This window comes from Wolbachia endosymbiont of Phyllotreta cruciferae, assembly GCF_918697765.1.
In the GTDB taxonomy this organism is placed as follows: domain Bacteria; phylum Pseudomonadota; class Alphaproteobacteria; order Rickettsiales; family Anaplasmataceae; genus Wolbachia; species Wolbachia pipientis.
The window spans coordinates 902,914-915,843 of sequence record NZ_OU953855.1 but is presented as its reverse complement, the minus strand read 5'-3'; the positions used below and the strand labels follow the sequence as shown (position 1 = coordinate 915,843).

The following is a 12,930-nucleotide window of genomic DNA, read 5'->3' as shown; positions in this document are numbered from 1 at the left end:
TTTGTTGCATAGCTCTTAATGGCATAACTTTTGCTTGAAATAACTGTTTATATGGTGCAATTTACAGCTTTTAGTTGCTAAAATTATAACTCTTAGTTTAATAATTTTAATCTAATAAGCTTTCAGGTTAATAAAATTAAATTATTTGAGTAAATACAATACTATGTTTTTATTTGTGGGTAATAGTAAGGATTCAATCACATCTAAAATATCCTTTTTCTGCTGTTCATCTACATTTAAACTTTGACCCTCAGCTATAAATACATTTTCGTTCTCCCATGGCATAATTTTACATTTTTAGAAAATATACTACAATACTAACAATTTTAATTAAAAAATCAACTAATTATGTGGGTAAATAAAGAAGAAATTTGAACACTTGTCCATTATGTTATATAGTAGTTACTCCTTAAGCAGTGCAGTATGGACAATACCATTATAAGAAAATACGATATTAGAGGTATAATAGGCAAAGACTTGCAGATTAATGATGGGTACGAGATAGGTAGAAAGTTTGGCCAAACCGTAGTTAGTGTTTGTGTCGGCTACGACAGCAGAATAGATTCACCAGGTATAGAAAGAGAATTAATTAGGGGCTTAACTTTATCCGGTGCAAATGTTATACGCGTTGGACTATGCTCTTCACCTATGCTTTACGCTGCAACACAAATCACACAGGCGGATCTTGGTATCATAATAACTGCCTCTCATAACCCCAGCGAATATAATGGCTTTAAATTTTTTAGTAATAAAAAAGTCTTCTCAGATCAAGAAATGAAGGAAATTATAAGCAGTCCAATTAAAAACAGCACAAGAATTGGAAGCTTAATTAACATAAATATATATAGTGAGTACATTAGCATATTGAAAAGTGCAGTGAAGAATAATACTACACAGAAATTAAAAATAGCCTGGGATTGTGGAAATAGTCCAGCAAGTGGAATTATAAGGTATATTGAAAAGATCTTGCCTGGTCATACGCACATCGTAACCAATAACTCTATAGATGGGGCATTTCCACTGCATGATCCAGATCCCATAGAGGAAAAAAATCTTGCTCAATTAATTGACATTGTGAAGGAATATGGATGTGATCTTGGCATTGCGCTAGATGGCGATAGCGATAGGGTGCGCTTAATTGATAATAAAGGCAACGTTGTTTCCAATGACCATTTATTTATAATTTTTGCACGTGAAGTGTTGGAGGAATATCCAGAAAGCAAAGTTATTGCTAACGTAAAAATGAGTATGAAAGTGCATGATTTTGTTAGCAAGTTAGGAGGGCAAGTTATCACCTGTGCTACTGGACATTCACTAGTTAAGAAGAAGATGGTAGAGGAAGAGGCAAAGTTTGCTGGTGAATTAAGCGGGCACTTCTTCTTTTCTGAGCTAAGTTTTGATGATGGGCTATATTCTGCTGTTAAAGCAGTTGACATTTTGCTTAAGAAAAACCAAAGCCTATCTCAGGTGATTGAGGATTTACCGAAGTTATATATCACTCATGAAGTGAAGATTGTAGTGAAAGATGAGAAAAAGTTTCAAATAATTGAATCAATAAAGAAAACACTGGAGCAGCAAAATATTGTATTTTCAGATCTTGATGGTGTTAAGGTAACCGATAATAAAGGTTGGTGGCTTCTTAGGGTATCAAATACGCAAAACTGCATTACAGCAAGATGCGAAGGAGAGACTTTAGAAGGTTTTGAACTTACTAAAAAAGTTTTGTTCCATTACATTGATGAAGCAAGGTCTTTAAATTGTAGCTACTCACAGAAATAAATTTGATTTATAAAATTGGCATAAAAGTATAAAGATAAATAGGCTAAATGTACTTATCATCTGGTCAGGCTGCAGCATTATTTCGTGTAACCGTTTGCGGGTCCACTTAATTCTGCAATTCTTTGATCTCACTCATGGAGAGGCCAGTAAACTTAACAATAGTGGTGACATCAACATTATTAGCCAGCATTGTTTTTGCAATTTCAATTTTTCCTTCCTTTTTAGCATCATCAAGTTTTTGTTCAAGAACAGCCCGTTCATCACGAATACGTTTTATTTCCTGTTCGTAGGCAATAAATTCTTTCTCTGACCAGTTGAATCTATTTAGTTCTTCATATGCCTTTTTAATTATTACATCACTACCTATTATCTTTTCCAATTCTTCTTCGCTAGTTTCATCTGCATATTGTTGTCTAAGTGAAGAAGGTCGCCCTTCCTCACTCGACTGCAAAACCGTACGTGAGACTTTGCGCCTCATACGGCTTCTCTCTAATTTGGTGCTTTTCATGCACACCTCCTGTGTAATTCATCGTGACAATGTCCATGTAACAAAGATAAGTTTGTGATCATATTGTTTCGTCTATTCCGGTCTTTGTGATGTATTTCTATTGTATCATCACTTTTAAACCATAGTCTACAATTATCGCATTTACTTTGTTGCAACCTCAATAATTTTATTACTCCTAGTGGCTTATCTGGTATTTTTCTCAGACGTTTACCCCAATATACCCAATCACCATCATATGGGGATCTGGTTTTTTGCACTTTGATATGTCGTTTAATAACATGATCGCTGTGTATAGTAAGACGTACCTTGTTACTTGTCATAAAGCGCCAGTTTTCGTTATTATACTTCTTAAAGTACTTTCTTTTTATCCAGCATCTCCCTTTGTTTGGGTGCCTAAAAACTGCCCACTTCCAGAGTTTTCTATGCATAATATTATCCAATGAGCTAAAGATTTTACATGAAACTACCGAGGAGTAATATTGACTCCATCCTCTGTTTATTGGATTGAGATCCTTTATCACACGTTCTTGTGGTGCTCCACGCATTTCTCTGAGTTTATGTTTAATAGCTAGTGTATGCTGTTTTATAGAATTACGACTTGGTTTGATTAATAACTTGTAACCTTTCTTACTTTCTTTTATTGGATATTGTCTTATTGAAAATCCAAGAAAATCAAATCCTGGTTTTGTTTCGTCAATGGTTCTTAATGTATGAGAAACTCTTGTTTTAGAGGGCTTTAATTTTAGTCCAATGGTTTCTAACCATTCTTCAACTAAAATTTTTGCTTTAAGAATAATCTCTTCGTTTTCATGTATGATGACAAAATCATCACAGTAGAAAATTACACTAATAGACTTTTGCGCGTTTCTATGCGATATCCTACCATATTTTCTTTTCATGCATTGAAAGAGTTCGTTTGTTAATGCTTTTTTGACATGTTGCTCTAATCCGTGTAATGCAACACAAGCTAGCAACGGTGAGATCGTCCCTCCTTGAATTGTACCACGTTTTGTGGATTGAAGCTTTCCATCTTCCATAACACCAGCTCCTAACCATCCTTTTATGATTTTCTTTAATGTTGGTGTGGTATTGAGCTTTTCAAGCAATTTATTATGGTTAATATTGTCAAAGCATCCAGAAATATCAGCATCTAATACATATGCTGTTTTCTGTTTTAGCACATCAAATATGGCTTCAATTGCATCATGACATGATCTACCAGGTCTAAAACCATAAGTGTTTGGCTCAAGTTTTGCCTCCCATTCTGGTTCTAAAGCCATTTTTACAAGTGTTTGTTTTGCTCGACACGATATAGTGGGTATACCAAGTGGGCGATGCTCCGATGGCTTACCAGATTTTGGAATCCAGACACGTCTTGATGGCTTTGCTTTTTCTTTTATATCTAAAGAATATGATAGTTGTAATCTTTCTTTTTGATTAAGGTTAGCTTTTCCATCAATACCTGCAGTCTTCTTCCCCCTATTGTCCTGTGTTACTTTCTTAACAGCGAGTGTTTTTGCACTTGTTGATTTGAGTAATAATCTCTGAAGATTATGCATCTTTTTGATATCATTACATTTAGAAGCTTGGTAAATTCGTTTTTGTAGCTTAAATGAAGATTTCTTTAGCTTGCGCCAAGGAATTCCATTCCATTCATACCTAACTTTTTGCTGGTCCATAACATATTCACTACTATTCACCACTTTACCTTCCAAATTAAAGTGTTTACGTCTGCATATCCCAGATATTACTTTGGGCATTAGCTTCTTAAACAATCCTTCCACATAGTAGCTTGTGGCTGGCTACTTACTTATATTTTAATGAATATAAGAGCTTCTATGTGGTTACTCTGTTCCATGGCTTCGTTTCACGTTAAACTTAGATTCCTACTATTTGCCGGAAGCTTGGAACATCAATAACTAAAGTCTTCAATCTTTAGTTCCCTTTTTGCTTCGTACCATTTTGGTCTATGCGTAGTTCAATCTCTTTTCGCATATTATGCTTTGACGACAATTCAAACATAGGTTTCTCTCGTAATCATATCTAACTCTGTTTGCAGGGATTCACCACGAGATTTAGTGTTACCTGCTTTTATCTCATGCTTGCATCCCAGAGGTTGCCACTCTTTGAAATGTGAGATATACATTATCCCTGATGTCTGGGAAGATGGAATTTAACCACCACAAAACCATGACCTTCCAGGTCGCACTGAAAAAAAAGCACCAGCGCTCTATTGTACTTTCTAGCTGCTCTACTTTATTTTTTGCGAATTTAGGCAACTCAATAAAGACAAACTGAAAATCTTTTAAGTAATGTCCGTTGGTTTTTATATCTCGTATATTATGAGTGGAAATATACTCAACCTCCTCAGGAAATAGCGTATTATCGGAAATAGCAATAAAGAATACTGTTTTTAAATCGATGTACTCGCCACCTTTTCCAACCTGCCTTGAATAAGCTTTAGCAGCATATAGCTGAGCGCGTTTCTCAAAGCCTCTATCACGAGCGAGCTGCATCTCAATCACGTATCTGAACCCACTAGAATCCTTGCAAAGGACGTCAACAATGCTTTGTTTATCAGAGGCGACTTCAGGATCCATGTAGGTGCTAAGAAACTCAACTTCTTGTATAGTATCTATCCCGGTAAATCCTAAGATATCATTGAGGAAGTGAATAAGAATGTTCTTATTTTTTTCGGTACCAAAGACTTTTTTGAAGGTTAAGTCTAATTTTGGATTGAGAAATTTAGAAAGAGCCATGAGAAATTAACCTAAAAAGCATTAATAATTATACACAATTCTGAAGAAATGTTCAAGTTTTTTATTTTTTTAAGTTTTGAATGCGTTGATGAAAAAAATGTCTTCCATAGATGGCTTTAGAATGCTACTATGCACCTTAGACGTCCTTTTGTACATCTTTTATTAACCCTTCTATAAAGTATCTTAAAAGGCCGGCAAATGGATGCAATGAGTTTGAAGCTATAGGAGACATCAAAGATACGCTTTTTGGTGTGGGAGCCTAATAAAAATACGAGCGTAAAAACTCAATTACGATTATCGTGAGATTAACCTCTCACACCTTCATAATAAAAAATCAGAAACTTAATATCAACATATTTCAGTAGAAAATTTATGTTAAATCCGTATCCTGTGAGTATGGGCGAAAAAAAGAAGGTTACAATATATACGGATGGAGCTTGTTCTGGAAACCCTGGTCCAGGAGGCTGGGCTGCTGTAGTTATGTATGAAAATAAAAGTGTCTTTATCAAGAAACGTATTTCTGGAGGTGAAGAAAACACAACGAACAACAAGATGGAATTAAAGGCTGTAATTAACGGGCTAAAGATGTTAAAAATTTCTTGTGAGGTTATTTTACATACAGATAGTCTCTATGTTAAACAGGGTATAACACTTACTATTACCCACAAATAAAAACATAGTATTGTATTTACTCAAATAATTTAATTTTATTAACCTGAAAGCTTATTAGATTAAAATTATTAAACTAAGAGTTATAATTTTAGCAACTAAAAGCTGTAAATTGCACCATATAAACAGTTATTTCAAGCAAAAGTTATGCCATTAAGAGCTATGCAACAAACATTTATATTTGTGGGTAATAGTAAGTGTTATACCCTGTTTAACATAGAGACTATCTGTATGTAAAATAACCTCACAAGAAATTTTTAACATCTTTAGCCCGTTAATTACAGCCTTTAATTCCATCTTGTTGTTCGTTGTGTTTTCTTCACCTCCAGAAATACGTTTCTTGATAAAGACACTTTTATTTTCATACATAACTACAGCAGCCCAGCCTCCTGGACCAGGGTTTCCAGAACAAGCTCCATCCGTATATATTGTAACCTTCTTTTTTTCGCCCATACTCACAGGATACGGATTTAACATAAATTTTCTACTGAAATATGTTGATATTAAGTTTCTGATTTTTTATTATGAAGGTGTGAGAGGTTAATCTCACGATAATCGTAATTGAGTTTTTACGCTCGTATTTTTATTAGGCTCCCACACCAAAAAGCGTATCTTTGATGTCTCCTATAGCTTCAAACTCATTGCATCCATTTGCCGGCCTTTTAAGATACTTTATAGAAGGGTTAATAAAAGATGTACAAAAGGACGTCTAAGGTGCATAGTAGCATTCTAAAGCCATCTATGGAAGACATTTTTTTCATCAACGCATTCAAAACTTAAAAAAATAAAAAACTTGAACATTTCTTCAGAATTGTGTATAATTATTAATGCTTTTTAGGTTAATTTCTCATGGCTCTTTCTAAATTTCTTGATGCGCGCAATGACTACGCCTTTAAAAGAATATTTGGCTCTGAAAAGAATAAAGATATCCTCATTCATTTTCTGAACGATATTTTAGGCTTTACTGGCTTAGCTGCAATTCAGGACGTAGAATTTTTAGCTACTATTATGGACCCTGAGATTGCCGCTAAAAAGCAGAGTATTGTCGATGTTCTTTGCAAGGACTCTCAAGGCTCCAGGTACATAATAGAGATGCAGTTCACTAAAACCAAAGGCTTTGAAAAGCGTGCTCAGTATTATGCTGCTAAAGCCTACTCAAGTCAAGCTGACCAGGGAGATGAATATCATAACCTCAAAGAAATTATCTTTATTGCTGTTGCTGATTGTATTATTTTTCCAAACAAGACTGAGTACAGGTCAAATCATACTATTCGGGATGAGAATACCAATGAACATGACTTAAAGGATTTCTATTTCGTATTCATTGAACTACCAAAATTTACAAAGACGAAAGAAGACCAACTAGAAAATATAGTTGAAAAGTGGTGTTATTTTTTTCGATATGCAGCAGAAACAAGGGAAGAGGATCTAGATAAAATAGTTGGTAGTGACGTAATAATAAAACGAGCTTATGAAGAGATGAATAAGTTTAATTGGTCGGAAGAAGAATTACTAGCATATGAGCAAAGGAAAAAACGTCTAATGGATGAGATAGCTGCTTTCGCTCAAAAATTTGATGAAGGTGTTAAGGTTGGGGAAGAAAAAGGCATCCTAATCGGACATGAAAAAGGCAGAGCGGAAGGTCGCAAAGAGAGGGACATTGAAGTCGCAAAAAACCTACTTAAAGCAGGAGTTTCTATTGATATTATAGCCCAAACTACTGGTCTTACAGCTGACGAAATCAAAGACTTAAGCTCTTTGGATGTCTAGATGAACATCTTTGTACTAGATGAAAACCCAGCAATTGCGGCGCAAATGTTATGTATATAGTAAAAATGCCATTAGAAACTGCTCAATTATTGAGTAATGTTTTTTCAACAGCATCCAAATTCTTTTGTCAGTATCATAAATCAGAATACAGAAGTCCCATATAAACTGACTCACAACAATCATCCTTGTTCTTTGTGGGCTAGGCAATCAAAAGGGAACTTCTATTGGTTGATAGAGTACGGAAAAGAATTGTGTAAAGAGTATACGTGGCGATACAAAAGAAAACATAAGTCAGAGAAAGTAATAGATTGGTGTGATTGTAAAAGACAAGACTTAATCTGACAGACAAGAATTAACTGACAGAAGAATTGAGGTAGTCAAAACTAATATCAGTCTCTTGTGTAATGCTACTAATATTTTTCTGAAAAGCAACATGTTTGCTATCAAGAAAAGTCTGCATAGGCGTCTTACCATAGCAATATTTACCTGAATGCGGTCTTGTTTCATTGTAAGAACGCAACCAATAATCAACATCAATCTGTAGACCTTCCAAAGAATTGTAGATTTTCTTTCTGAAGATAATATTGTAACACTCATCTTGCATAGTTCTATGAAACCTTTCACATATGCCATTAGTCTGTGGAGAATTGGCTTTGGTCCTAGAATGATCGATATTTTCGATTCCCAAATAAAGCTGATAAGCGTGATTTTCAGGCTTACCACAATACTCTGTTCCTCGGTCTGTAAGGATACGCAATAATGGCACATTTTGCTCATCAAAAAATGGTATCACTCTATCATTCAGCAAGTCAGCAGCAGTAATAGCCGTTTTGTCTGTATAAAGCTTGGCAAATGCTACTCGAGAATAAGTATCAATGAAGGTCTGCTGGTAGATTCTTCCTATACCTTTTATATTACCTACATAATAGGTATCTTGAGAACCCAAATAACCTGAATGTTCGGTGTCAATTTCACCATGTGCTTCTCTTTGTTCTTTAACTTTTTCTAAAGCTGCAAGTTGCTCTTCGGTTAATATAATTCCATCTTGAGCTACTTTTGCTTCCAGTGCTTTAAGTCTTTTCTTGAAAGTTTCAAGATCATTTCTCAGCCATATAGATCTCACTCCTCCCTGAGAAATTATTATACCTCTTTTTCTCAGTTCATTTGCAGCTCTTTCTTGCCCATATGCTGGAAATTCTGTTGCTATACCAATCGCTGCTCTTTCTATATCGTCGGAAACTCTATTCGCTAATAGAGGTTTTTTCTTACTTATCTCATGTAATGCTTCTTCTCCTCCATTTTCGTACAACTCTTTGAATCGATAAAATGTATCTCTTGAGTATCCCATCACTTTGCATGCTTGAGATACATTTCCTAGTTGTTTTGCTAGTTCTAATAACCCTAGCTTTGGTTTTAGTATTTTTGTTTGTATTGTACTCATTTCTAACACTCCTTTCTTTTATTATTTTATAACTTACTTTTTTAAAGTGTCAGATCAAGTCTTGTTTAATACAAGTTTTCTAGATAGATTTTCTTTCGAGGTTTTATGACCTACCATTACTCTACCTTTACGACTCCTTGTACCATAATGGGTGAATCCTAGAAAGTTGAAACTTTCCGTTTTTCGTTTCTCCCTTATTCCTTGTTGCCACTCCTTTTTGCCAAACTTTACTATTCTTGTTTTGTCTTCAGATATTTCCAGTCCAAATTTTCCTAGCCTTTGTTTCAGTGACTCTAAGAGTTCTCTAGCATCTTTTTCTCTTTCGCAGCAAATCAGGTGATCGTCTGCATACCTAACTAGCTCCATATAACCTTTAGATCTTAGCTTGAATTTCTTTTCAAACCACAAATCCAGCACATAATGCAACTATATATTAGCTAGTATAGGACTTACTATTCCCCCCTGAGGTGTGCCTAGTTCAGTTGCTTCATAATGTCCTGCTTCGACTACTCCTGCCTTAAGAAATCGTTTTACTAACCACAGTATGTTTGGGTCTGTTATCCGTTCTCTCAAGCATCTCATTAGCCATTTGTGCTGGACATTATCAAAGAATTTCTTGATATCAACTTCTACTACATAGTTAGTTGGTCTGTACATAACTGCTTTATTTAGTGCATTTACCGCTTGATGACAGCTTCTACCAGGACGAAAACCATATGAGTTATCCAGAAAGTTAGCTTCATAAATATTTTCTAATATCTTCTTCAGCATTATCTGGACTAACTTATCTTCTGTAGACGGTACTCCAAGCCCGCGTTTCTCTTTGCTTCCAGCTTTTGGTATATATACTCTTTTCACTGGTTGCGGTTGATATCGCTTTCTTTTCATACTATCCACCAGAGTGTTGAGCTTCTCTTCAAGATTTTCTCCATAAGCTTCTACTGTCACCTGGTCTATACCGCATGCTTTGTTATGCTTTAGCTCTTTATAACATTCAGCAAGATTCTCTGCGTTTATCAGATGAATTAACGATTAAATTTCAATCGTTTATCTTGCCTGGCTCTTACTGCTATCTGATTTAGTTTTCTTTGCACGTTATTCCAACCTCCGTTGTATTGGCATAGCAATTCCTAAACCAGTCACTATATTGCTGACCGCTTCCCCTTGTATGTGGCTTTCCCACACTCTGAGTACTATCAATCAGTCCGACTTCCTTTATATCTTCCGTCAGTACTCGCCTTTGTTGACTTGTTCCAACGTACCTTAATAGGAATACAAAGGATCTCCCAAGTTTACGTAAACTCCATCTCAACACGTGATACGGCCTCAGATCCCGATAGAGTGAGTGATAACTTGCCCTATTGTTACCCTTCTTGCTGTCTTCCACTATATGCAACGTGTCGACCTCTATGACATCGAGAATTTCGGGACTCAATACCTTCACTTTCGTTGTACCCTGTGTTGTCCATTCCACTAGCTTTACTACGCTCGTTACCTTACGCAGCATAGTGGTTTGTTCCAGCCTGCTGGCTAGGCTTTGCCTGGGTTGGATTTTCACCAACTGGACTTTACGCACTTTGCTTGGCGCACGCATGTTTCACCTAAAAAGGACACATTTTAGACTTCTTTATTGAAATAAAACAGAAACAAAAGTGCTGTTTATTGCACTCTTTGGATAATTTAATGATAAAAAATTTAGAGAGAAATTTTATACACTATCGCTGATATTTTTCCTTAAGTTGACGCCATTGTGTGAACGGTTACCTTGGATGACAGAAAAGAGTGTTGGAAGGAGGCAATATTAAAAACTTAATTTCAGTCCAGCCAAGAACACATAACCAGAGTTGTTATTTTCTATTTTAGGCTCTTTTGTACTAAACTTTACAATATCGAAATAGTATGAAGTACCTAAAAAAAGAGAATTTTCAAGACTTAAAGCATATGATGTTAACTCGTTTGTACCTTCGCCTGCAATATCCCTACCACTACTAAAATATGTTAAGCTCGATTTGTAAGAATCAGAACGGTAAGCGATACCTGCATTCATATAATACGTATTATTTGTTTCAGGATTACGCTTCTCACCAGATTTACCACCATTACCATACGAAAAAATGCAATCAAGATCGAACAATTTTAGCTTCAAACCAAAATTCCAGTGTAGTAATTGATTGCGGCATTCATAATTTTTAGAAGTCCCATCTGAGCAATCAGTTAAATTTTCTCTTGCAAATTCACCAGTTAAGGCAGTAGTAAAACCTATATCATCTGACAAGCTGTTTTTATAGGAAAGGCCAGCAGCAATTAAATTGCTGTACTGTAAGTTATTTTTTCCTGGAACATAACTGAATCCGAGTTGAAAGTTATAGATTTCAGGGGAGATGTAGTTAATTGATGATTGTTTTAACCCTAGTTCGAGTTCATTATAATCGCTATAAATATTGGGCTTGACCCAGAACACCTTGTCTTGATCATATCCAGGGTCACCATCTTTTTTATGATCACCGCGCAAATTTGCATAGTTTGTCCAATGACCATTTACTCCTCCAGCAGCTGCATAAATTTTTGAAGTGTTAATTAACATGCTCTGACCAACTAAACTTCTTTTACCATATTCAATTGATCCAAGTTCCTGGTTTTTTATGATAAAATACCATTCCTCCATGTCTAACTTTTCTATGCCTAACGCTTTTAGGTTTGCAATACCAGAAACCCCTGCCTTAACATTAACCCCCATTTGAGTATTTGGATAAACTTGCTGTAAATAAAGAAAGCGCAAGTATGAATAACTTGAAGTTTTATCCTTAGGCTTAGCATTGAAAGAATCTCTGTTGAAGGCGTAGCCGAATCTCAAATCTATTTTTCCGTCTAGTTCTGCATAAAATATTTCCTTATCCAAAATTGTTTTAGAGCTAGCACTATTCTGCAAAAACAATGATGAAAGCAGTGCTACCAGGTAGTACTTTAACTTCATAAATAAACTTAAATCTTTATAAAAATTTAAGTTTAAACTCAATATAAATAAAAAACAACTTTTCAGAAGGCACCGCTGGTAGATTTTGCTGCCTGTTTTTGAGCTATATTCCCATAAATTATTGATACACTTGGTAATTTTCGCTTTAATAACTGCTTATTAATGGCAGAATGTATACGATTAGTTATTTTAGATATACTTTTTACATCGCAGTTAATCAAAACAAAAAGCACTTTATTCTCATCAATATACCCTAGAAAATCATCACTACGGCAATTTTTATAAAAATGTTCTATGATAACTTTCAGTGCATTATTTGTCTCACTACAGCTACTATTTAAGCCAATCACTCCTATAGCTGCATTAATTTGATGTTGAAAGGCAAAATTTAATATAACGTATAACTCTAGAATAGTGGACTCATTGCCCGGTATATCGAATAAGTCATGGTTTTTATATTTTTTACCCATTAGATATTTATCTCTAAAGATTCCTAGTTTATGGGACAAACTGATATCACGTATTAATAGCTCATAATTTATTTTATTACTGGCAAATTGTGCAGTGCGGAAAACTTTTACTTTTGTCCTGATATCTTCTCCTTTAGCATCAGTTAAGGAAAAATCTATCACTTTAGGTAATATATCAAGTAAATCGTGCCCATTTTCGGTATACTCTAAATAATTCTTCACGTTGTCAGCTGCTCTTGTGCTTAAGATATTAATTAATGGCTTATTAAGCAAATTCTCCTCTTCATATTTTAACAAATCCCTTGCAACTTGATTGAGCCCTAAAATTAACACGTTTTTTTTCTTATTATCCTGACAAACAGATACCACAGCATCATCTTTTCTTCTTGCAGTTATGAAATTATCCATACTTTCATTCTATACAGCGTATTTATAAGTATAATAAGATTATATTAAGATTTACTTACTTATTAATATGCTTGATTGGGTATAGGTAAAATGTCATATGGGATGGCTTTGTTGTAGAAGAATCAAGATTACTGTTTATAGACTTCAAGTTA

At 34.9% G+C, this 12,930-nt stretch carries 7 protein-coding genes and 6 pseudogenes; 4 read left to right on the top strand and 9 right to left on the bottom strand.

Translation table 11 applies throughout. The features are described from left to right. Positions 1-141: 141 nt before the first annotated feature. Complete coding sequence (locus NL281_RS04265; RefSeq protein WP_253302978.1) at positions 142-285, bottom strand: hypothetical protein; 144 nt, start codon at positions 283-285, stop codon at positions 142-144. A 138-nt stretch (positions 286-423) separates the two neighbouring features. Here NL281_RS04265 and NL281_RS04260 point away from each other — a divergent pair, with 138 nt between their 5' ends. After that, positions 424-1,779 carry a phosphomannomutase/phosphoglucomutase gene (locus NL281_RS04260; RefSeq protein ID WP_155968310.1) on the top strand — a complete coding sequence of 452 codons (1,356 nt, stop codon included), beginning with the start codon at positions 424-426 and terminating at the stop codon, positions 1,777-1,779. Between the two features lie 106 nt (positions 1,780-1,885). Here NL281_RS04260 and NL281_RS04255 read toward each other — a convergent pair. The 3 genes and pseudogenes from NL281_RS04255 to NL281_RS04245 form a co-directional block, all read right to left on the bottom strand. Continuing rightward, a pseudogene (locus NL281_RS04255) lies at positions 1,886-2,188 on the bottom strand (nuclease/transposase family protein); the annotation flags it as partial. Between the two features lie 95 nt (positions 2,189-2,283). Continuing rightward, positions 2,284-4,071 carry a group II intron reverse transcriptase/maturase gene (ltrA, locus tag NL281_RS04250; RefSeq protein ID WP_253302976.1) on the bottom strand — a complete coding sequence of 596 codons (1,788 nt, stop codon included), beginning with the start codon at positions 4,069-4,071 and terminating at the stop codon, positions 2,284-2,286. Between the two features lie 426 nt (positions 4,072-4,497). Next, positions 4,498-5,046 (bottom strand): annotated as a pseudogene (locus NL281_RS04245) (Rpn family recombination-promoting nuclease/putative transposase); the annotation flags it as partial. 396 nt (positions 5,047-5,442) lie between these two features. Between NL281_RS04245 and NL281_RS04240 the strand changes: the two are divergent. Continuing rightward, a pseudogene (locus tag NL281_RS04240) lies at positions 5,443-5,697 on the top strand (RNase H family protein); the annotation flags it as partial. A 207-nt stretch (positions 5,698-5,904) separates the two neighbouring features. Here the strand turns inward: NL281_RS04240 and NL281_RS04235 are convergent. After that, a pseudogene (locus NL281_RS04235) lies at positions 5,905-6,168 on the bottom strand (RNase H family protein); the annotation flags it as partial. A 396-nt stretch (positions 6,169-6,564) separates the two neighbouring features. Between NL281_RS04235 and NL281_RS04230 the strand changes: the two are divergent. Together NL281_RS04230 and NL281_RS08755 are read left to right on the top strand one after the other, a co-directional pair. After that, positions 6,565-7,485, top strand: coding sequence for an Rpn family recombination-promoting nuclease/putative transposase (locus NL281_RS04230; RefSeq protein WP_253302975.1), 921 nt, complete (start codon positions 6,565-6,567; stop codon positions 7,483-7,485). Beyond that, a pseudogene (locus tag NL281_RS08755) lies at positions 7,486-7,824 on the top strand (pyrimidine dimer DNA glycosylase/endonuclease V); the annotation flags it as partial. A gap of 13 nt (positions 7,825-7,837) precedes the next feature. Here the strand turns inward: NL281_RS08755 and NL281_RS04225 are convergent. From NL281_RS04225 to NL281_RS04210, 4 genes and pseudogenes are all read right to left on the bottom strand, one after another. Continuing rightward, positions 7,838-8,926, bottom strand: a complete 1,089-nt coding sequence (locus NL281_RS04225) for an IS481 family transposase (protein WP_253303703.1) — start codon at positions 8,924-8,926, stop codon at positions 7,838-7,840. Between the two features lie 54 nt (positions 8,927-8,980). Then, positions 8,981-9,814: pseudogene (gene ltrA, locus NL281_RS04220) on the bottom strand (group II intron reverse transcriptase/maturase). A 913-nt stretch (positions 9,815-10,727) separates the two neighbouring features. Beyond that, positions 10,728-11,900 (bottom strand): porin, encoded by a 1,173-nt coding sequence (locus tag NL281_RS04215; protein WP_253303724.1) that lies wholly within the window; start codon positions 11,898-11,900, stop codon positions 10,728-10,730. 62 nt (positions 11,901-11,962) lie between these two features. Beyond that, a complete protein-coding gene (locus tag NL281_RS04210) occupies positions 11,963-12,778 on the bottom strand; it encodes a hypothetical protein (RefSeq protein WP_253302974.1) in 816 nt (271 codons plus the stop codon). Positions 12,779-12,930 lie beyond the last annotated feature (152 nt).

Excerpts from the sequence above, each read along its gene's own strand:
- NL281_RS04215 (WP_253303724.1), bottom strand. The coding sequence starts at position 11,900 with ATGAAGTTAAAGTACTACCTGGTAGCACTGCTTTCATCATTGTTTTTG.
- NL281_RS04210 (WP_253302974.1), bottom strand. The coding sequence starts at position 12,778 with ATGGATAATTTCATAACTGCAAGAAGAAAAGATGATGCTGTGGTATCT.
- NL281_RS04225 (WP_253303703.1), bottom strand. The coding sequence starts at position 8,926 with ATGAGTACAATACAAACAAAAATACTAAAACCAAAGCTAGGGTTATTA.
- NL281_RS04265 (WP_253302978.1), bottom strand. The coding sequence starts at position 285 with ATGCCATGGGAGAACGAAAATGTATTTATAGCTGAGGGTCAAAGTTTA.
- NL281_RS04260 (WP_155968310.1), top strand. The coding sequence starts at position 424 with ATGGACAATACCATTATAAGAAAATACGATATTAGAGGTATAATAGGC.
- NL281_RS04230 (WP_253302975.1), top strand. The coding sequence starts at position 6,565 with ATGGCTCTTTCTAAATTTCTTGATGCGCGCAATGACTACGCCTTTAAA.